19 protein-coding genes and 1 pseudogene are annotated in these 19,346 nt (G+C 56.0%); 11 read left to right on the top strand and 9 right to left on the bottom strand.

All coding sequences use genetic code 11. The annotated features are described in order from the left end of the window. Positions 1–4: 4 nt before the first annotated feature. From OA238_RS00575 to OA238_RS00565, 3 genes are all read right to left on the bottom strand, one after another. Entirely contained in the window at positions 5–832 is an 828-nt protein-coding gene (locus tag OA238_RS00575) for a C40 family peptidase (protein ID WP_015493621.1), read from the bottom strand. Continuing rightward, positions 829–2,208, bottom strand: a complete 1,380-nt coding sequence (locus OA238_RS00570; protein ID WP_015493620.1) for a leucyl aminopeptidase family protein — start codon at positions 2,206–2,208, stop codon at positions 829–831. The genes OA238_RS00575 and OA238_RS00570 overlap by 4 nt, the downstream gene beginning before the upstream one ends. A gap of 86 nt (positions 2,209–2,294) precedes the next feature. Further along, positions 2,295–2,699 (bottom strand): hypothetical protein, encoded by a 405-nt coding sequence (locus OA238_RS00565; RefSeq protein ID WP_015493619.1) that lies wholly within the window; start codon positions 2,697–2,699, stop codon positions 2,295–2,297. Between the two features lie 140 nt (positions 2,700–2,839). Here OA238_RS00565 and OA238_RS00560 point away from each other — a divergent pair, with 140 nt between their 5' ends. The 3 genes from OA238_RS00560 (at position 2,840) to OA238_RS00550 (ending at position 4,839) form a co-directional block, all read left to right on the top strand. Beyond that, positions 2,840–3,487: a carbonic anhydrase gene (locus tag OA238_RS00560; protein ID WP_015493618.1), complete on the top strand. Its 648-nt coding sequence runs from the start codon at positions 2,840–2,842 to the stop codon at positions 3,485–3,487. Between the two features lie 61 nt (positions 3,488–3,548). Further along, positions 3,549–4,526 carry a sodium-dependent bicarbonate transport family permease gene (locus OA238_RS00555; protein ID WP_015493617.1) on the top strand — a complete coding sequence of 326 codons (978 nt, stop codon included), beginning with the start codon at positions 3,549–3,551 and terminating at the stop codon, positions 4,524–4,526. Position 4,527: 1 nt separating this feature from the next. Then, positions 4,528–4,839, top strand: coding sequence for a P-II family nitrogen regulator (locus OA238_RS00550; RefSeq protein WP_015493616.1), 312 nt, complete (start codon positions 4,528–4,530; stop codon positions 4,837–4,839). 68 nt (positions 4,840–4,907) lie between these two features. Here OA238_RS00550 and OA238_RS00545 read toward each other — a convergent pair whose 3' ends face one another. Continuing rightward, the gene (locus tag OA238_RS00545) at positions 4,908–5,930 is read right to left on the bottom strand and encodes an aspartate-semialdehyde dehydrogenase (RefSeq protein WP_015493615.1); all 1,023 of its coding nucleotides are present in this window, start codon (positions 5,928–5,930) and stop codon (positions 4,908–4,910) included. A gap of 80 nt (positions 5,931–6,010) precedes the next feature. After that, positions 6,011–7,192 carry an MFS transporter gene (locus tag OA238_RS00540; protein ID WP_015493614.1) on the bottom strand — a complete coding sequence of 394 codons (1,182 nt, stop codon included), beginning with the start codon at positions 7,190–7,192 and terminating at the stop codon, positions 6,011–6,013. A 186-nt stretch (positions 7,193–7,378) separates the two neighbouring features. On the opposite strand from OA238_RS00540, the gene fnrL reads away from it, so the two are divergent. Then, positions 7,379–8,119: a transcriptional regulator FnrL gene (fnrL, locus tag OA238_RS00530; protein WP_420806503.1), complete on the top strand. Its 741-nt coding sequence runs from the start codon at positions 7,379–7,381 to the stop codon at positions 8,117–8,119. Here the strand turns inward: fnrL and OA238_RS00525 are convergent. Then, entirely contained in the window at positions 8,116–8,955 is an 840-nt protein-coding gene (locus tag OA238_RS00525; RefSeq protein WP_015493612.1) for a universal stress protein, read from the bottom strand. The genes fnrL and OA238_RS00525 overlap by 4 nt on opposite strands. 187 nt (positions 8,956–9,142) lie before the next feature. Between OA238_RS00525 and ccoN the strand changes: the two are divergent. The 4 genes and pseudogenes from ccoN to ccoP all read left to right on the top strand — a co-directional run bounded on the left by ccoN (position 9,143) and on the right by ccoP (position 12,574). Further along, a pseudogene (gene ccoN / locus OA238_RS00520) lies at positions 9,143–10,744 on the top strand (cytochrome-c oxidase, cbb3-type subunit I). 11 nt (positions 10,745–10,755) lie between these two features. After that, on the top strand, positions 10,756–11,481 hold the full coding sequence (gene ccoO / locus OA238_RS00515; protein ID WP_015493611.1) for a cytochrome-c oxidase, cbb3-type subunit II: 726 nt from the start codon (positions 10,756–10,758) through the stop codon (positions 11,479–11,481). Positions 11,482–11,492: 11 nt separating this feature from the next. Then, complete coding sequence (locus tag OA238_RS00510) at positions 11,493–11,690, top strand: CcoQ/FixQ family Cbb3-type cytochrome c oxidase assembly chaperone (protein WP_015493610.1); 198 nt, start codon at positions 11,493–11,495, stop codon at positions 11,688–11,690. Further along, positions 11,687–12,574: a cytochrome-c oxidase, cbb3-type subunit III gene (gene ccoP / locus OA238_RS00505; protein ID WP_015493609.1), complete on the top strand. Its 888-nt coding sequence runs from the start codon at positions 11,687–11,689 to the stop codon at positions 12,572–12,574. The genes OA238_RS00510 and ccoP overlap by 4 nt, the downstream gene beginning before the upstream one ends. Before the next feature lie 261 nt (positions 12,575–12,835). On the opposite strand, the gene tnpC is transcribed toward ccoP, so the two are convergent. From tnpC to tnpA, 3 genes are all read right to left on the bottom strand, one after another. Continuing rightward, entirely contained in the window at positions 12,836–14,440 is a 1,605-nt protein-coding gene (tnpC, locus tag OA238_RS00495; protein WP_245581413.1) for an IS66 family transposase, read from the bottom strand. A 165-nt stretch (positions 14,441–14,605) separates the two neighbouring features. Further along, on the bottom strand, positions 14,606–14,953 hold the full coding sequence (gene tnpB, locus OA238_RS00490) for an IS66 family insertion sequence element accessory protein TnpB (RefSeq protein WP_015493607.1): 348 nt from the start codon (positions 14,951–14,953) through the stop codon (positions 14,606–14,608). Further along, entirely contained in the window at positions 14,950–15,294 is a 345-nt protein-coding gene (tnpA, locus tag OA238_RS00485; protein ID WP_015493606.1) for an IS66 family insertion sequence element accessory protein TnpA, read from the bottom strand. The genes tnpB and tnpA overlap by 4 nt, the downstream gene beginning before the upstream one ends. Before the next feature lie 86 nt (positions 15,295–15,380). Here tnpA and ccoG point away from each other — a divergent pair, with 86 nt between their 5' ends. The 3 genes from ccoG to OA238_RS00470 are packed head-to-tail and all read left to right on the top strand — an operon-like array spanning position 15,381 to position 19,345. Beyond that, positions 15,381–16,706 (top strand): cytochrome c oxidase accessory protein CcoG, encoded by a 1,326-nt coding sequence (gene ccoG / locus OA238_RS00480; RefSeq protein WP_015493605.1) that lies wholly within the window; start codon positions 15,381–15,383, stop codon positions 16,704–16,706. Positions 16,707–16,709: 3 nt separating this feature from the next. Then, entirely contained in the window at positions 16,710–17,162 is a 453-nt protein-coding gene (locus tag OA238_RS00475) for a FixH family protein (protein ID WP_015493604.1), read from the top strand. After that, a complete protein-coding gene (locus tag OA238_RS00470) occupies positions 17,159–19,345 on the top strand; it encodes a heavy metal translocating P-type ATPase (RefSeq protein ID WP_015493603.1) in 2,187 nt (728 codons plus the stop codon). The genes OA238_RS00475 and OA238_RS00470 overlap by 4 nt, the downstream gene beginning before the upstream one ends. The last annotated feature ends 1 nt before the right edge of the window (position 19,346 follow it).

Here is a 19,346-nt window from a genome sequence, read left to right as displayed (position 1 = left end):
GCGACTACAGAACCCGTCGACGGGCTGTAACGTCGCCGTTGCCCTGCGTTTTGATGCGCAACGTCGCCTGCACCAAACCTTCGTAGACCACAGCCATGTGATGGGCGTTTGCATGGATCATCGTATCGGCATCAACCATCATAGCGACGTGGCCGTCCCAAAAAATCAAATCACCGCGCAGCAGGTTTTCACCGCTTTCCAAAAGTCGCCCTAATCCGTCGCTTTGCAGGTCACTATCACCGGCGCACAAGTGCCCACAAGCGTGATAGGCGGCCTGAACAAGGCCTGAACAATCAACCCCTCGGGTGGAATTTCCGCCCCAAAGATACGGCACACCAAAATAAAGCTGCGCAACCGTGGCGGGGTCCGAGAACAGTTGCTCCAGCGGGCGTAGGTGCTTTTTAGGGATAAAGCCGTTCGGCGTTTCAAAGAACTTGGGCCGTTCATTTACGACGGTGACTTCTGCGCCAAATGGCAGATGCAAAAGGTCGCGCGACTTGAAGCTTTCAGTCGCGTAGGCGTGGGTCGCTGGCGTAGCGATACGGTGGGTCGTGGCGTTCGGTGTGACCAGCACTGATTCAGGGACATAACCTACATAACCGTCGCGTTTGCATTGCACAAAGGCCCAACCATCGCGGCGTTCATACACAGTCAGAGCGGCGCCCAGCAACAATTGCCGTTCGCGTCTGCCTGCTGGCGCGGCACAAAGGTCGACCACGACTTGCCCGACTGAGAACGGGTCGCCATCAACAAACACATCGGCGTCGACCTGACCGCGCAAATGGCTGGCCGCGACGCGCCCATTGGCAGGGGTCAGGCGCGCGTCTGTCATAGACCCAAGACCTCAGGTAGGGCTGCCAAAATGGCCCGGGCGCCCATGCCCACACCACCCTTGGGTCGTGCAGGTGCCGCTGTTGGGTTCCAACCGTAAATGTCGAAATGCGTGTAGGGCGTATCCGTTACAAACCGCCGCAGGAACAGAGCCGCCGTGATTGCGCCCGCAAACCCGCCCGACGGCGCGTTGTCCAAGTCGGCAATCTGCGGTTCAATCATCGCCTCGTAGGGGTCATGAAACGGCATCTGCCAGACTGGGTCCGCGACCTCAGCAGCGGCCTGCGGCAACGCGCACGCCATTGCATCGTCTGTTGTGAAGAACGGCGCGATGTCCGGACCGACGGCGACACGTGCAGCGCCCGTCAATGTCGCAATTGAAATGATATGGTCAGGCTTGCCTTCGTCCGCCAGCGCAAGCGCGTCTGCCAGAACCAACCGCCCTTCAGCGTCAGTATTGTTGATCTCAACCGTGAGCCCTTTGCGGCTGTTGAGAACATCGCCAGGGCGGAACGCCGACCCGTCGACGGAATTTTCCACGGCGGGAATCAGCACGCGCAGTTGCAGCGGCACCTTCAGCGCCATGATCATATGGGCCAAGCCCAGCACGGTTGCCGCGCCGCCCATATCTTTTTTCATCAACCCCATCGACGCGCCAGGTTTGAGGTTGAGGCCCCCTGTGTCAAAACACACGCCCTTGCCCACAAGCGTCAGTTTCGGACCAGATTGACCCCAAGACATATCAATAAGTCGCGGTTTGCGCGGCGACGCCCGGCCAACGGTGTGGATCAGCGGAAAATTCTGTGCGAGCAGGTCATCGCCCTGTATAATCGACATCGTCGCGCCGTGCTGTGTCGCCAATGTCTGCGCAGCGTCGGCAAGTTCATCCGGTCCCATGTCAGCCGCCGGAGTGTTGATCAGATCACGGGTCAGGCATTCACCAGCGGCCAATGCTTCGATCCGCACCGCGTCAATTCCAGCGGGCGCAACGAACGCCAGATCTTGCGCAGGGGCGGCCTTATAGCGGTCGAATTGATACAGGCTCAGCAGCAACCCCAGCGCCGCTTCTTCCAATGCGAGGCCTGCTAGGATTGTATCCAAAACATAAGTACCAGCAGGGAGCTTTGCTGCCGCCGCCGCGACGCCAAAGCGGACCCGCGTTTGGCCTTTTGCGCCCAAACCGACATAGACCGCCTGAATGGACCCATCGGCGTTCGGTAACGCAGCCATCTCACCGATGCTTGCGGTGAACCCTGTGGCACGCAACCAGTCTGCCGACGGGTTTGGCAGATTGGCAAGCGCCGCCCTAAGATCGTTGGTCGTTACAGTGACCAACATAATTGCGGTGGCGGATGGGGGGGCAAATTTAGGTGACATTGGGACCTCTGGCCTGATTGTTGCGTCAACCTAGACCATGCCCGTGGCGAGGGCCACGGCCCACACGCCCAAATTACGCCCCCGATTCAACGTGCCGAAATTGGCCCCACCGCATGATCCAAAGCCTGCGTCACCAACCGCATCAACCGCGACAACGTCGCCGCCAACGCGGCCTTATCAGTGCCATCTATGCAATAGATGACGTCAGCCGCGACCTGCCCAACCCGTCGCAAACCAAGCTGATCTGCGAGCATGACAATGCTGCGCGCACGCGCCTCAAGTCGGTCGAGTTGTCCGGACTGGTAGTCGTAGTCCAAGCATTTCAAATGCCGCGATAGCTCTTCAAGGCTGTCACAGATCAAATCACCCTGACCGAAGTCGTCATCATCAAGTGCGTATGGTGATAGGGCATTTACGGCAGGCCCAAACGATTCCAGTGGCACCAGACGCGCAATCGCGCGAGACGTATGTCGAGTCTCTTGTTGTTCCATTTCAATCCCACTCTCACTTCACCCAAGTACGAAGCTACGACGTCAAAGTTTCCAATTGGTTTCGATCCCGCTACATTAATCGCTCGAATTTCGGATAAATTCCCCATATGCAGGGTAAAATCGACGAAAAGGACAGTGTCATGCACCTCGCTCGCCCTCTTCCAGACTATCTGGTCCGCCGATATCATGGTTGGAAAGCAACAACTTACGAACAAAACAAGGGCTGGTACATGCAACTAGCGGAAGGTGGACAGCACCCGCGCGCCATGGTCGTGTCTTGCTGCGACAGTCGCGTTCATGTCACATCAATTTTTGGGGCGGATCAGGGTGAATTTTTCATTCACCGCAACATCGCCAATCTAGTTCCCCCACAAGAATCAGGCGGCAAGCATCACGGCACGTCTGCCGCTGTTGAATATGCAGTCACAGAATTAAAAGTTTCGCACCTGATCGTACTGGGCCATTCGGCCTGCGGCGGCGTGCAGGGTTGCTATGATATGTGTTCTGGAAACGCCCCCGAACTTGAGGCCAAAACAAGCTACGTCGGACGCTGGATGGACATTCTGCGGCCCAGTTTCGACAAGTTGCCAGAGGGTGACGATGCAGCGCGCGTGCGCCAGCTAGAAAAAGACAGCGTCGTGATATCACTTGAAAATCTGATGACGTTTCCGCATGTGAAAGATGCAGTCGACAGTGGTCGATTATCATTACACGGTCTTTGGAATGACATCGGGCACGGCGGGCTTGAAGTGTATGACGCTGAAACTGAGGACTTTAAATCTCTTTAGGTTGTGAAACCGCAGCAGACGTACTTCTTTAAATTTTGTATATTCAACGATGGGACTTCTGATGGCCGAAATTTTCGACCTTGCAGCGACGAACCTGCTTTCCCCTGTAATCCTGTCTTTCGTGCTGGGGATTACCGCCGCATTGGTCCGATCGGATTTGAGCGTGCCAGAGGCCACGGCCAAAGCGATGTCGATCTATTTGCTGTTCGCAATTGGCTTTAAGGGCGGAGCAGCCGTGGCCGCCAACGGGCTGGACGGTACGTTGGTTGCGACGCTCGTGGCGGGGTTTGTCTTGTCAGCTGCTTTGCCGCTTATTGCGTTTGCGATGCTGCAGGTCATGACCAGCCTTAGCCGCATTGATGCAGCTGCCGTGGCGGGACATTACGGTTCGATTTCTATCGTGACGTTTGTTGCTGCAACATCCGTTCTGGAAGGACGCGGGATTTCGTCGGAAGGCTACATGGTTGCGGTTGCCGCCGTCATGGAAGCGCCCGCGATTCTGTCTGCGCTCTGGCTCGTATCACGGGGTGGGTCGGGCCGCCGGATGGACGGCGAACTCATGCGGGACATTATGCTCAACGGATCCATCGTTTTACTGGTCGGCGCTTTTTTCATTGGTGCTGTGACCGGACAAGAGGGTCTCGATAAAATCTCAAACTTCATTGTTGCGCCCTTCACGGGTGTTTTGTGCCTGTTTCTGCTCGATATGGGCTTGGTCGCGGGGCGCGGTCTGCGTGAATCGCGCGGTGTGTTGAATTTCGGCGCAGTGGCGTTCGGCATTGCAATGCCGCTTGTGGGGGCCGTTTTGGGGCTCGTGTTCGCGCTAATCGTCGGTTTATCGTCAGGTGGGGTGGCTTTGATGATGGTCTTGTCTGCGTCTGCCAGCTACATCGCCGTGCCTGCCGCAATGCGCGTCGCCCTACCAGAGGCGAATCCGTCGGTTTATCTGACGCTGTCGCTCGGTGTGACGTTCCCGTTCAATTTGACCATCGGTATCCCGCTCTACGTTGCGGCAAGCCAAACCCTCACAGGAGGCTGACATGAAAACACATCAAGCAAAACGCGTTGTCATCACAATTGAGGCGATCATGCAAAACCGCCTGACGGACACGATGGAAGCCGCAGGCGTCACCGGATATTCGATCCTGCCGGTTCTGGGTGGATCGGGTCGGTCAGGTTCTTGGTCGCGTGAAGGGCAGATCGGACGCGCAAACGGAATGGTTCAGGTCATTTGCATCATCAAGCCCGAACGCTTGGACGACTTGCTGGATGCCGCATTCAAGGTTGTCGACAAACACATCGGTGTCGTCACAATCAGCGATGTTGAGGTTTTACGCGCAGAGCGATTCTAACTGAAAAGGCCCCACCAAACGGCGGGGCCTTTTCAAATTCTTGCTTGTTCTAGCTATCGCGAGACAGACTAACCTTTTTTCAGACACCGGTTGCCAAGGGTTTCCGCGATCTGCACAGCGTTAAGTGCTGCACCTTTGCGCAGGTTGTCAGACACGACCCACATGTTCAGACCGTTGTCGATTGTGCTGTCCTGACGGATGCGGCTAACGAACGTGGCGAAATCACCGACGCATTCGACGGGCGTGACATAACCGCCATCTTCGCGCTTATCGATGACCATAACGCCCGGTGCTTCGCGCAGGATATCGCGGGCTTCGTCTTCGTCGAGGAAATCCTCAAATTCGATATTAATCGATTCCGAATGGCCGACGAACACAGGCACGCGCACGCAGGTCGCTGTGACCTTGATAGATTTGTCGATGATCTTTTTAGTTTCCGCGACCATCTTCCATTCTTCTTTGGTGTCGCCTGAATCCATGAAGACGTCGATGTGCGGGATAACGTTGAACGCAATCTGTTTGGTAAAGACCTTTGGTGGCTTGGAGTCGGTCGGGTTGTAGATTGATTTGGTCTGATCCCACAGTTCGTCGATCGCGTCTTTGCCCGAACCGGACACGGATTGGTATGTGCTGACGACGACGCGCTTGATCTTGGCGCGGTCATGCAAAGGCTTCAGCGCCACCACCATCTGTGCGGTCGAACAGTTCGGGTTCGCAATGATGTTTTTCTTAGCGTAGCCATCGACGGCTTCGGGATTCACTTCTGGCACAACCAGCGGCACGTCTGGATCATAGCGATACAGCGACGAGTTATCAATGACGACACAGCCCTGCTTGGCCGCGATAGGCGCGTATTTCTTTGTCGCGTCAGACCCGACTGCAAAGAACGCGATGTCGTAGCCCGTAAAATCGAAGGTATCCAAGTCCTGGGTTTTCAACGTCTTGTCGCCAAAGCTCACTTCCGTTCCGAGCGATCTGCGGGATGCCAGCGCGACAACCTCATCCGCTGGAAACTGGCGTTCTGCCAGAATGTTGAGCATTTCGCGGCCCACGTTACCTGTGGCGCCCGCAATGACGATTCTATAGCCCATGCGATTGGATCCTTTGTAAATGCATGTCCCCTATGGGACACGCGCCTCTTAGACCCAATGCGCTTTAAACAAAAGGGGCGTTAGTCTGTGCGGTCCGTGCTGAAGACATAGATCGCAAGGCCGCAACACATCACAATGCCATAAAACCCGAACAGGGACGCATAGGCTTCGCTGTCACCTTTGGTGTCCTGCCAGAACGTCATCAACCGGCCAGTCACGATTTGCATGATCCCGACACCGCCGATTCCAAACAGGTTCATCAACGTCACACCGCGCCCCGTAAGGTGTTCAGGAAAGAACGGACGGGCGTGGGCGATCATCAAAGGAAACGACGCCCCCGCAAGCCCCACAAGCGCGAGCAACGCGGTCGCTGTCCAAACTGACGTAAGTCCATGCAAAGCAAACAAGGCAAAACAGCCTGCCGCACCTAGTGTGTTGCCAACAAATACCACCCATTTGCGGGTGCCAAACACGCGATCCATCGGTCCATAAGCGAAATTCCCCACGATCATCGCAAGGCCCATCACCAGTGTCATGGTTCCAATCATCGACGTGTCAGCCCCGAACACATCCGTGCCATATGGTCCAACCCAAAGTCCGCGCAGGCCGGCAGCGGGCGCGTAGTTCACGAACATCATCGGAAAAATCAGCCAAAGAGCCTTTATCTTCAGGATATCCAACACTGACCCGCGCGGACCCGTGGACGCAGTTTTTGGTGGGTCTTTCACAACCAGCCAAAGCGCGATTGACACCAAAAGGGTCAACGCCGCCAGCGCCACCATGGTCTCGCGCCAACCGAACGATTCTACGGCCCATGCCATGGGGGCGGAACTCGCAAGGTTTCCCAAGCTGCCAAAGCCGATCGTCGCCCCTGCAAGGGTCGAAAACATCACCGCCGGATACATTTTCGCAAAGATGTAATAGGCTGCCATCAAGACAGGCGAACAACCGATGCCGATCAGCGCCATTGCCCACGCGATATGGGCTGGTGTCTGTGCCATCGCGAAAACCAATGCTCCGCCTGCCCCGCCCAAGCTGAACAAAACTACGGCCGTTATCCGCGGCCCGAAGCGGTCCAATGCCTCTCCAACGGGAATCTGCATGACAGCAAAGACTATAAACCAAAGGCCCGACGCATACGACAGATCGGCGGCTGTCGCGCCCAGATCGGCCTCCAGTGCGGGGGTCAGTACCGCCAGAAACGCTCGGTAAAATTGACTGAGCACATAGCCCAACACCAAAACGATCAAACCTATGCGCATACCTAACCCCCTTTTTTTCCAGATGAAATCGCACGGCGGCGCGCAAGGCACAAGCGCGAGAGGCCCCCCCCTTGCACTTGCACGCAAAAAAACGCCGTTGGTGCGCACAGAAATACTAGACACGTTGTCGGCCTTCTACTCTACCTATGGTGTAGCTCTCGGACTCCACAAACCGAAGAGGATGTAATCTTGGCAATCAAAAAATCCAAATTCGACCTACAATGTGCCGATTGCCCAATCCGCCACCGCGCCGTCTGCTCTAAGTGCGAGGCCGATGAATTGGCATTGCTTGAAGACATGAAATTTTACCGGACGTTTGAGGCAGGCCAAACAATAGCATGGGCAGGTGATGATCTGACCTTTGTGGGTTCTGTTGTGCGCGGTGTCGCGACGTTGGGGCAAACACTTGAGGACGGGCGCACGCAAATGCTGGGCCTGTTACTTCCGTCCGATTTTATCGGCCGTCCTTGGCGCAAGACATCAGCCTATGACGTGTGCGCGATCACAGATGTCACACTGTGCTGTTTCAGGCGCAAACCATTTGAGGACATGTTGGTTCGCCCCCCCCACATTGGCGAACGACTGCTGGAAATGACGATGGATGAGCTGGATGCAGCCCGCGAATGGATGTTGATCCTTGGTCGCAAAACTGCGCGTGAAAAAATCGCGAGTTTGCTGACCATCATTGCCCACCGCGAACAGGCCCACGATGTTCCTAAGATTAATGCGCCCGTGACGATTGATTTGCCGCTCACCCGCGAGGCGATGTCGGATTATCTGGGTCTGACGCTGGAAACAGTCAGCCGCCAAATCTCCGCGCTGAAGCGGGAGGGTATTATTCTGCTTGAAGGCAAACGGAAGGTGGTCGTGCCCGATATGGCGCGTTTGTTGGCGCAGACTGGCAGTGACGCGATCTCGCACCTTTAGTGCGCCATCAGTATCGGAACACGAGCCGTTTCAAGCATGTCGCGGGTCGCACCACCAATCATCGCTTCGCGGAAGCGCGAATGACCGTATGCGCCCATGACGATCAAATCGATTGCATGGTCTTGTGCGTGACGGTTGATGACCTCGGCGACGTGCGGCATTGTTTTGGCAAGGATCGACACGTCCGCCTTAACGCCGTGGCGCGCCAACATCACGCAAATCACGCCGCCCGGATCGGATCGTTCCGGCGAATGGGAGGGCGGGTTGATCATGACGATCTCGGCTCGTGTGGCATTTTTTAGGGCAGGCAAGGCTTTGCGCACGGCCTCCAGTGCTTGGGTGCTTTCGTCCCATGCGACCATGACCCGTTCAAAGGGTCCGATATTTTCGGCGGTGCGCGGAATAACCATAACGGGCGCGCCAGTGCCAAACAAAACCGCCTCAAGAATAATCGTCTGCACCTGCGTCGACCCCTCGCCGTAGGGCTGTGATGCGATGATCAGGTCGGAATACCGCACGACCCGCGCAATGGCCGCATCGAGGCCAGCAGATGTGACGACCAATTTCTGGACCGCCGTTGGCACCAAAGCGTCCCTAAGACGGTCTTCCGCCCAGTCGACCAATGTCTTGGCCCGCGTCTCCGCCTCACCGCGGCCTGATAACGTCAATGCTGGTGACGCCCCCATCGGTGCCATATCGTAGCGTACCGGATCGATGCCAAGACAATAGACATCCAGGTGGCCGCCCTCACGGTTTGCCAATGTGACTGCAGTTTGCAGCGCTTCTTTGTCGCCAACCTCGTCAAAGATGACGATAGCAATGGTTTTGTAGCTCATGGTCAGTACTCCTGTTGCGGACCCTTTCAGTGTGCCAATCCGTCGACCGGTTTTCCTTGATTGAAGTCAAGAAAAACCGCGCATTTGTTTAATTTGGATCAAGGCGGCCTTCCGCTGATCCGTGAAAAACCCGTCGCATAAATATTTGCAGGACACATTCGTCCTATTCGAAGAAGGGAACGCCACGATGTGGAATTGGTTCAAGATAGTGGCGTTCGGGGTTGTCACCCTGCTCGCGGCTGTAGCCGCAAGTTGGGCGCGCGACATCGCCTATCAAATTCATGCTATCATCATCATGATCATATCAGCGGGAATGTTTGTTTGGTCGGTGCGCACGGCTGATGACATCAGGCCGCCAGAGCCAACAGGCTATATGGACGGTGTGATCCGGTACGGCGTGGTTGCAACTGCGTTTTGGGGGCTGGCAGGATTTCTTGTCGGAACGTTCATCGCTTTCCAGTTGGCGTTTCCATCCCTGAATTTTGAGTTCCTGCAGGGTTACGGCAACTTTGGCCGCCTGCGTCCGCTCCACACCTCTGCGGTGATCTTTGCCTTCGGTGGCAACGCGTTGATCTGCACGTCATTCTATATCGTGCAACGCACCTGCGCTGCACGTCTATGGGGCGGCAATACCGCGTGGTTCGTGTTTTGGGGGTACAACCTGTTCATCGTACTCGCTGCAACGGGGTATTTGATGGGATCGACCCAATCGAAAGAATATGCCAAGCCTGAATGGTACGTGGATATCTGGCTAACCATCGTTTGGGTCGCCTATCTGGTCGTGTTCATGGGCACGATCGTCAAGCGCAAAGAACCGCACATCTACGTCGCGAACTGGTTCTTCCTGGCCTTTATCGTGACCGTCGCAATGCTGCACATCGTCAATAATCTATCAGTTCCTGTCAGCATCTTCGGCTCTAAATCAGTGCAAGTCTTTGCAGGTGTGCAGGACGCGATGACCCAGTGGTGGTACGGCCACAACGCTGTTGGCTTCTTCCTCACAGCCGGTTTCTTGGGCATGATGTATTACTTCGTCCCCAAACAGGCCGGTAAGCCAGTGTTCAGTTACAAACTGTCGATCGTGCATTTCTGGTCACTCATTTTCTTGTACATCTGGGCCGGTCCGCACCACTTGCACTACACCGCGTTACCAGACTGGGCGACGACCCTTGGCATGGTGTTTTCAATCGTTTTGTGGATGCCCAGCTGGGGTGGCATGATCAACGGTTTGATGACGCTGTCAGGTGCATGGGACAAAATCCGCACCGACCCGATCATTCGCATGATGGTCATCTCACTCGGCTTTTACGGCATGTCCACATTCGAGGGTCCGATGATGTCGATCCGCGCGGTGAATTCGCTGAGCCACTATACCGACTGGACCATCGGCCACGTGCATTCCGGCGCGCTTGGCTGGAACGGTATGATCACGTTTGCGGCGCTGTATTTCATGACACCAAAACTGTGGAACCGCGCGGGGCTTTATTCGCTGCGTCTGGTGAACTAACACTTCTGACTCGCGACAATCGGGATCATTCTTTACGCGTCTTCGATGTGGGTCACAGGGATCATGGAAGGTCTGATGTGGCGCGAAGTCGACGCACAGGGTTTCTTGGTGAACAGCTTTGCTGACACCGTCGGAGCCAAGTTCCCGATGTATGTCGTTCGCGGACTGGGTGGAGCCCTCTATCTCACTGGCGCAATTATCATGTGTTATAACCTTTGGATGACAGCCTTTGGAAAGCAGCAACCTGCTGCAAGTTCCACCGCTGCCGTCCCCGCTGAATAAGGAGGCTGATTATGGGAATTCTTGATCGCCATAAGGTCATCGAAAAGAACGCATCGCTCCTCTTGGTCGGCAGCCTGTTGGTTGTCGCCGTTGGCGGCATCGTTGAAATAGTGCCGCTGTTCTATCTTGAAAACACAATCGAGGAGGTCGAGGGCATGCGCCCGTATTCCCCGCTGGAACTGGCGGGGCGGGACATTTACGTGCGCGAAGGCTGCTACGTCTGCCACAGTCAGATGATCCGCCCGATACGGGACGAAGTCGAACGGTATGGCCACTATTCGCTCGCGGCGGAATCCATGTATGACCACCCATTTCAATGGGGGTCCAAGTGGACAGGGCCGGACCTTGCTCGCGTTGGCGGGCGGTACTCGGACGCGTGGCACATTGATCACCTCAGTGATCCACAATCAGTTGTGCCGGAATCGATTATGCCACCCTATTCGTTCTTGATGAACCGTTTTATCGAACCCGATCACATCGAAGATCTGGTCAGGACCCATGCGTTTGTCGGCATCCCCTACACGGACGACATGATCGAAAATGCGCAGGCAGATTTCATCGCTCAAGCCGACCAGTACAGCGACTGGGATGCACTGGTAGAACGTTACCCCGGCGCACAGGTCCGCAACTTCGATAGCAGTGATGGAATTTCCGAAATGGATGCGCTGGTCGCATACCTTCAAATGCTGGGCACGCTGGTCGACTTTTCGACCTTCACGCCCGACGCAAGCCGCTAGGAGGACAGCACATGGACACCTATTCATTCCTTCGCGAACTCGCCGACAGCTGGGCGCTGCTGGCGCTGTTCATCTTCCTTGTGGGCGTTTGGCTTTGGGCCTTCCGACCCGGATCACGCGATCTGCACGCTGACGCCGCAGATGTCATATTCCGCAACGAAGACGGTCCAATCATCGACACCACCAAAGGTCCGGAGGGTCAAAAATGAATAAGCCAGACAAAAAAGACGACGTTGAAACCACAGGTCACGTTTGGGACGGCATCGAAGAACTCGACAGTCCAATGCCACGTTGGTGGGTCTGGGTTTTCTATCTGACGATCATCTGGGCTGTGGGCTATACAATCGCCTACCCTGCTTGGCCGATGATCAATGGCGCGACGACAGGTCTGTTGGGCTATTCGACACGAGGTGAAGTTGCCGAAGACATTGCCCGCGTGGATGCATCAAACGCCGAAATTCTGGCACGGCTGGCTACGGCGGACCTGACGGCGATCCGCGACGACGCGGAATTGCACACCTTTGCAGTTAACGCGGGCGGGTCCATTTTTGCGGCGAACTGCTCGCAGTGCCACGGACGTGGTGCTGCTGGCGTACAGGCTGGTGGTTATCCAAACCTGCTTGACGATGACTGGTTGTGGGGCGGCGATATCGAACAAATTGCTTACACAGTCACCCACGGCATCCGGAACGAACAGTCAATGGACAGCCGCTATTCCCAGATGCCCGCTTTTGGCGCCGACGAAATCCTCACGAATGACGAGATTGACGCGATCGTTCAGCACGTCCTTTCAATTTCGGGTCAAGACCATGAAGCAGTTCTGGCAGGGGTTGGGTCGACGCTGTTCCTTGATAACTGTGCGGCGTGTCACGGTGATGCAGGGACCGGACTGCAAGAGATCGGCGCGCCAAACCTGAGCGATGCAATCTGGCTATATGGCGGCGACGCGGACACGATCCGCACGACCATTCAGAATGCCCGCTTTGGCGCTATGCCAGCGTGGTCCGAAGAATTCCGTGGTGCGAGCGGCCTTAGTCTTGCTGAAATAAATGCCGTTGCCACTTACGTTCATCAACTTGGCAGCGCGCAGTGACGTCCACCGACCACAAGCCACTTTATGCGAAACGCGAGCCTTTCTTTCCGCGCAAGGTGAAGGGTAAATTCCGCTCCCTTAAATGGGGCATTATGATCCTGACGCTGGGCGTCTATTATCGTAAACACCAAGGGAACCCCCTTGTTTGGGCCCGGTTTGATCTGGGATTCTTGTGCGAAGCTGTTATTTGGCCGGCGTAATGGGTTTGGATTTTATGATGAGCTAGGGGCCGCGGAGACATAATTATCAGCACGGCCTTGATCAAGCAGCGCCTTTTGCCTCGGCCTCGGCGGTTTTAGCGTTGATCATGTCCTGATAGGCCCACGGCATGAGATCGTTTATACGGTTTGCTGGATGGTCCTGGATGCGTTCCAGCACCCAAGCAAGCCAGGCTTCGGGATTTACCTTGTTCATCTTGGCTGTCTCAATGAGGGTATAGGCGATGGCGGCAGATTTACCGCCTGCTTCTGATCCCATGAAGAGATAGTTTTTACGGCCAACGGCCACAGGGTGCACTGCGTTCTCAGCTGTGTTGTTGTCCGACTCAAGAAAGCCGTGATCGAGATAGGGACGTGCCTTGGGCAGGCGGGCAAGCGCATATTTGATCGCCTTGGCCAGCGGCGTCTTGCTGGAGATTTTACCCAGTTGCTCTTTAAGCCAGACCTCTAGGTCGTCAAAGATCGGTTTGGCGTATTCCTGACGCAGGGCCACGCGTTCAGATGCTGGCAGGAACCGCGCTTGTGTCTCAACATCATAGAGCTTTTTAATCCGCAGCACAGCTTCGCCAGCTACAGGCAGCTTTGTGCTTTCATAAAGATCAAAGATCTCACGTCGCACATGCGCGATACAGGCCATCTCTTTGATGCGTCCCGTTCGGTACGCGTCATTATACCCAGCATAGGCGTCCGCATGGGCAAAGCCTTCATAGGTAGCCAGATGCTGACTGGGATGTTCAGCCCCTCGACTGGTGGAGAATTGGTACCACACCGCAGGTGGTACTCCGCTGGCCCAAGTATTTTCTTTTCGGGCATAGACCCACAGTCGCGCCGTTTTGGTCTTATTCTTGCCACGACCCTTGCCCTTCTGGAGCAGCTTGACCGTGGTATCATCCATGAAGATGGCCTGCGCCTCAAAGACGTGATCGCGGATTGCATCTGAGACGCGCTCCAGCAGTTTGGTGCATTTACCGACCCAACCCGCCATGAGCGAACCACTCAGATCTATGCCTTCATTGGCAAACATCTGACTCTGGCGATACAGCGGCAGGTGATAGCCGTATTTGCAGCACAAGATGTGGGCCATCAGCGCGGGCCCCACAAAGCTCTTTGGAATGGGGCGGCTTGGCATCTCGGCCTGGACGACCTTCTCACAACAGGTGCAAGCCAGACGCGGGCGGCCTATTTGGTTCACGATGTAATGGCCCGGGACATATTCCAATTCTTCCATCACATCCGTTCCAAGCACTTTGAAGCTGCCGCCGCAATCGGTGCAAGCGTCACTGGGGGTGATGGTCGTCTGAACCCGCTTGAGGTTTTTCGGAAAGGGTTTGCGCTTGCGCGGCGTGCGGGGCGGCTTGGCTTCTGCGTCAGAGGACGCATCCTCATCATCCGTCTCAGCGGCTTGTTCGATTTCCATCTCTTCAAGGATCAACTCCAGCGTCAGTTGTGCGCTGCTTTCTGACTTTGAGCCAAAACGGTGTTTTTTGTGACCGTGAAGTTGCAGGCGCAGATCGGCGATGATGGTGTCTCGGTTCTGGATGGCACGCGCATGAGCGGAGCGCTCGGCACTCAGAGCGGCGTCCACTGATGCCATCTCAGCCTTGAGGCGCTTTTGTGCAGCCGCATGGCTCAGCGATTGGCCCAACATTTCTGCATCCTTACGGTCCAATTCTGCGGTCTGCGCGGCGAACAGCGCCTGCACTTCAGGGGGCAGATTAGCCAGATTTGGAGGGATCTAACTCATATCATTTTGTACCAGGATTGGGGCTTTATGGGAATCCCACAAAGACAAATACAGCAACAAAATATGAGCCTATCCAATCATTGAAGGTCGCCATGTTTTCTTAAGAATGCGCCAATCAATCCCCTCCATCAGCATCGCCAACTGCGCGTGGCTCAGTTTGATCTTGCCCTCGCGCGCTGAGGGCCACACAAACCGACCTCGCTCAAGGCGTTTGGTGAAGAGGCATGCGCCCTGACCATCCCACCAGATCATCTTGATCTGATCCCCACGACGACCTCGGAACAAAAACAGATGCCCCGCGTAAGGATCACCCGCCAGAACTTGCTCTGTTTGCGCAGCCAGCCCGTTGAACCCGCGCCGCATATCCGTGACACCTGCCGCAAGCCAGATTTTTGCATCCCCCAGCACAGGGATCATGCTGCAAGTCCTCGCGCTAGTTCCAGCACAAAGCCAGCATCAACATCATCTCTCACACTCAGTTTGCGACCGTTCTCAAGCGTGATTTCTATTTTAGGACCGGGAGATCGCGATGCCGTAGTCCCCTCAAGTGCCTCAACAGGCATAAACTCAGTGGGCGTGGCTGGTTGTTCTTGAAACAAGGGATCATTCCGCCACGCGTATATCCGACTCGTCGTCACCCCATGTCGCTTTGATACCATCGAAACGCTCACGCCATCCGCATGGCTTTCCGCCACAAGCTGACGCTTGAACACATCATCGTATTTGGTGCCGCGACCTCGCTGCTGCTTGCCCATCATCAAATCCCTCAAATTGCGCTAGCAAATCGCCAGCTTCGCGCAATAATCACAGATCAGATCTGCCCTAAACAGAGGGGGTTCCCTTGGTGTTTACCTATTATCTAACGCCATGGATTAGGTGGGACCGCGGCGCGGAACTGCCTGATCAGGCGGTTCTGGTTGATCTTGCCAGTCGGCGGTTTTTCTTTTTCTGGATTGAAATCTGGCCCCATGAATTCTATTTCATTGCCGGATTACTGATCATGGCGGGCCTTGGCCTTTTCTTGTTCACCTCTGCCATGGGCCGCGTTTGGTGTGGTTATACCTGTCCACAAACCGTCTGGACGGACCTGTTCATCGCCACGGAACGCTGGATTGAAGGCGACCGCAACGCCCGCGTCCGTCTTTGGAATGCAAAATGGGACGTACGCAAACTCAGGTTGCGATTGACGAAATTCGCCGTTTGGCTGTTGATCGGATTGGCCACAGGTGGCGCGTGGGTGTTCTATTTCACCGATGCGCCGACGCTTTTGGTGAACCTGATCAACGGAACCGCACATCCGGTGGCCTATACGACCATGGCATTTCTGACCGTTTCCACCGTGTTCTTCGGCGGGATCGCGCGCGAACAGATTTGCATCTATGCCTGTCCGTGGCCACGCATCCAAGCCGCGATGATGGACGAAGACACGATCACCATCGGTTATCGTTCATGGCGCGGTGAACCACGCAAACATTCCGACGCGATCACCAAAGAGACCCCGCAAGGCGATTGCATCGACTGCATGGCCTGCGTCAACGTCTGCCCTGTCGGCATCGACATCCGCGACGGCCAACAAATGGAATGCATCACATGCGGGCTGTGCATTGATGCCTGCGACGACATCATAACCAAGATCGGCAAACCACGCGGGCTTGTTGATTACCTGTCACTTGATGATGAAGACGCGGAACGAAAAGGCCAGCCGACGAAGCGCGTTTGGCAGCATATCCTGCGCCCGCGCACGCTGATTTATTCAAGCTTGTGGTCCATTGTCGGACTGGGCTTGGTGGTGGCTTTGTTCATCCAGTCCGACATCGACATGACCGTCGCTGCGGTGCGCAACCCGACTTATGTCGTGCTGTCTGATGGCACGATCCGCAATGTCTACGAAATCCGCCTGCGCAACAAACACGGTGAAACGCGGCCGTTTGAATTGTCGGTTACATCAGACGCCGCGCTTCAAATTGATGTTCAGGGACAAGCCAGCGGTGATGACGTCGTGAATGTGCCAGCCGATTCAACCTATCTTGTGCGGGTCTTTGTCAGCGCCGCGGCGCAAACCCCCGCGTCAACCGTTGTTCGTACGGCAATGCGGTTCTGGGTTGTGGACACAATCAACGATGACCGCGCCCACGATGACACCTATTTCAACGGCACAGGGGGAACCTAAATCATGGCACCGCTTACAGGGCGCAAAGTATTTTTCGGGATGGCAGGCGCATTTGGCGTGATCCTTTCGGTCAATCTGTTTCTGGCATATTCAGCAATCGCGACCTTTCCTGGATTGGAAGTTAAAAACGCATATGTCGCCAGCCAGAATTTTGACGCAGATCGCAAGGCGCAATTGGCGCTCGGCTGGACCGTTTCGGCGGATGTGTCTGGCGAAGAGCTTCACCTCAATATTACCGACACAGATGGTCGCCCTGTTGAGGTTGCGGACCTTGATGCCATATTCGGGCGCGCCACCAACGTGCGCGACGATCAGAGCCCCGATTTCGTGTTCACCGGAACCAAATACGTGGCACCGGTGACCACCGCACCGGGCAATTGGAAGCTGCGCATGGAAGCCACCGCGCAAGACGGCACAGCCTTTCGGCAACGCGTGGTGGTGTTGGTCCAGAGATGACAGTCACGGACACCCATATTGGACTGTCCGCCTGCCCCGGATGCGACGCCACAGCGCTGGCGACCCAGCGGGCGGGCAATGCTGCACAGCATGGGGACCGCGAAGTCGCGCTGTCCCTGCCTACGATCAATTGTGCGGCCTGCATTTCGGTCGTTGAGCGTGGCTTGATAGCCCTGCCAGGCGTGTCGGATGTGCGTGTAAACCTGACCCGAAAACGCGCGACCATCTATGTAAAACCCGACATTGATGACGTGGTGCTGACGAATGCGTTGGCGGCATTGGGCTATGACGCGCAACCGCTGGACCAAGCCACATTATCTGCGGACCGGTCCGACCGCGCCGCGCGCGATCTGTTGATGCGCCTTGGCGTTGCAGGCTTTGCAATGATGAATGTCATGCTGCTGTCGGTTGCGGTCTGGTCTGGCGCCAGCGATGTCACCCGCGATCTGTTTCACTGGATTTCTGCCGCCATCGCATTGCCAACGATCATCTTTGCCGCCCAGCCGTTCTACGTGAACGCGTGGCGGGCCTTGCGTGTTGCGCGGCTCAATATGGATGTGCCAATTTCCCTCGCTATTGTGCTGGCCGCTGGAATGTCATTGTTTGAAGTCGCCCATTCTGGCGATCACGCCTATTTTGACGCCGCCTTGTCGTTGACGTTTTTCCTATTGGCTGGGCGCTATCTTGACCAACGCACCCGCACTGTGGCGCGGTCAGCCGCCACTGAACTGGCCGCATTGGAAACGCCAACGGCTTTGCGCGTGACGGACGGCGTGCCGCAAACGGTGTCCCTGTCTGAACTTTGCGTTGGCGATCTTGTTCTTGTCCGACCCGGTGCGCGGATGCCCGTTGACGGACAGATCATCCGTGGCGAAAGCGAACTTGACCGCGCATTTCTAACAGGCGAGTCCGATCCGGTCTTTGTGCGTCCTGATGACATCGTGCGAGCGGGCGAAATCAATCTGACAGGCCCACTCGACGTGCGGGTGACGTCCGTTGGCAAAGACACGTTCTTGCACTCCCTCACGGATTTGATCTCTGTCGCGGAAGACGCCAAATCGCGCTACAATTCGCTCGCCGACCGCGCAGCCGCGATCTACGCGCCCGCTGTGCATCTGCTGGCGTTTGCCGCCTTTGTCATGTGGATGTACTTGTCCGGTGGCGATGTGCGCTATTCCCTGAACATCGCGGTTGCGACGCTGATCATCACCTGCCCTTGTGCCTTGGGTTTAGCTGTTCCTGCTGTGTCCACGGTCGCCTCTGGTGCGTTGTTTCGCCGTGGCCTGTTGGTGAAACACGCCACCGCGCTGGAACGTTTGGCCGAAGTCGACACAGTAATCTTTGACAAGACCGGTACGCTGACTGTGGGCAAACCCACACTGCTGAATCCGACCGATATAGCGCCACAGGATTTCGCTCTTGCCGCAGCACTTGCTATCGCGTCGGCACATCCGCGCAGCCGATCCATCGTCGACGCGGCACGGGGCCAAGTCCTCCCGACTGTCACAGTGACCAACATCAAAGAACTGCCTGGCCATGGAATCGCAGGGTGCTGGAACGGCAAACGCGTCGCGCTAGGGCGGGCTGACTGGGCGGGCAGTGGAGGACACGGCACCGTTCTGGCGATAGATGGCCACATCCGAACAACCTTTGAGTTTCAAGATACACTGCGGGTCGGCGTCGACCAACTGTTGGCCCACCTGCGCAAACGCGGTCTGCCTGTGACCCTGTTGTCCGGCGACACCGCATCAAATGTAGAGGGATTTGCCGAGGCAATCGGCCTGCCCGATTGGCGCGCCGGCGTCCTGCCGACAGAAAAAGCGCAATTTCTTGAAGACCTGAACGCCAAAGGCAAACACGTTCTGATGGTCGGTGACGGGTTGAATGACACGGCGGCGATGGCACTGGCGCATGTCTCAATCACGCCCGCATCTGCGTTGGACGCGACGCGGGTTGCTGCAGATATTGTCCTGATCTCAAGCGATGTATCAAAGATTGAAGACGCCTTGCGGATCGCACGGTCTGCCCGCCACCGCATCCTGGAAAATTTTGGCGTTGCTGCTTGCTACAATATGGTTGCTGTGCCGTTTGCTTTTTTTGGCTTTGCGACACCGCTGTCGGCTGCGATTGCCATGTCGACGAGTTCGATTGTCGTCTCCCTTAATGCATTGAGGGTTCGGTAAG

Source organism: Octadecabacter arcticus 238 (assembly GCF_000155735.2).
Taxonomy (GTDB): domain Bacteria; phylum Pseudomonadota; class Alphaproteobacteria; order Rhodobacterales; family Rhodobacteraceae; genus Octadecabacter; species Octadecabacter arcticus.
Note: the sequence above shows the minus strand (reverse complement) of the source record. Positions and strands in the feature narration are given on the sequence as shown.

What these genes read in the sequence shown, in the direction of transcription:
- OA238_RS00560 (WP_015493618.1), top strand. Translation starts at nt 2,840, where the DNA reads ATGCACCTCGCTCGCCCTCTTCCAGACTATCTGGTCCGCCGATATCAT.
- tnpC (WP_245581413.1), bottom strand. Translation starts at nt 14,440, where the DNA reads ATGTTGGGCCAATCGCTGAGCCATGCGGCTGCACAAAAGCGCCTCAAG.
- OA238_RS00570 (WP_015493620.1), bottom strand. Translation starts at nt 2,208, where the DNA reads ATGTCACCTAAATTTGCCCCCCCATCCGCCACCGCAATTATGTTGGTC.
- OA238_RS00550 (WP_015493616.1), top strand. Translation starts at nt 4,528, where the DNA reads ATGAAAACACATCAAGCAAAACGCGTTGTCATCACAATTGAGGCGATC.
- tnpB (WP_015493607.1), bottom strand. Translation starts at nt 14,953, where the DNA reads ATGATCCCTGTGCTGGGGGATGCAAAAATCTGGCTTGCGGCAGGTGTC.
- OA238_RS00565 (WP_015493619.1), bottom strand. Translation starts at nt 2,699, where the DNA reads ATGGAACAACAAGAGACTCGACATACGTCTCGCGCGATTGCGCGTCTG.
- ccoP (WP_015493609.1), top strand. Translation starts at nt 11,687, where the DNA reads ATGAATAAGCCAGACAAAAAAGACGACGTTGAAACCACAGGTCACGTT.
- OA238_RS00545 (WP_015493615.1), bottom strand. Translation starts at nt 5,930, where the DNA reads ATGGGCTATAGAATCGTCATTGCGGGCGCCACAGGTAACGTGGGCCGC.
- OA238_RS00555 (WP_015493617.1), top strand. Translation starts at nt 3,549, where the DNA reads ATGGCCGAAATTTTCGACCTTGCAGCGACGAACCTGCTTTCCCCTGTA.
- OA238_RS00540 (WP_015493614.1), bottom strand. Translation starts at nt 7,192, where the DNA reads ATGCGCATAGGTTTGATCGTTTTGGTGTTGGGCTATGTGCTCAGTCAA.
- OA238_RS00525 (WP_015493612.1), bottom strand. Translation starts at nt 8,955, where the DNA reads ATGAGCTACAAAACCATTGCTATCGTCATCTTTGACGAGGTTGGCGAC.
- OA238_RS00575 (WP_015493621.1), bottom strand. Translation starts at nt 832, where the DNA reads ATGACAGACGCGCGCCTGACCCCTGCCAATGGGCGCGTCGCGGCCAGC.
- OA238_RS00475 (WP_015493604.1), top strand. Translation starts at nt 16,710, where the DNA reads ATGGCACCGCTTACAGGGCGCAAAGTATTTTTCGGGATGGCAGGCGCA.
- ccoO (WP_015493611.1), top strand. Translation starts at nt 10,756, where the DNA reads ATGGGAATTCTTGATCGCCATAAGGTCATCGAAAAGAACGCATCGCTC.
- tnpA (WP_015493606.1), bottom strand. Translation starts at nt 15,294, where the DNA reads ATGATGGGCAAGCAGCAGCGAGGTCGCGGCACCAAATACGATGATGTG.
- OA238_RS00510 (WP_015493610.1), top strand. Translation starts at nt 11,493, where the DNA reads ATGGACACCTATTCATTCCTTCGCGAACTCGCCGACAGCTGGGCGCTG.
- OA238_RS00470 (WP_015493603.1), top strand. Translation starts at nt 17,159, where the DNA reads ATGACAGTCACGGACACCCATATTGGACTGTCCGCCTGCCCCGGATGC.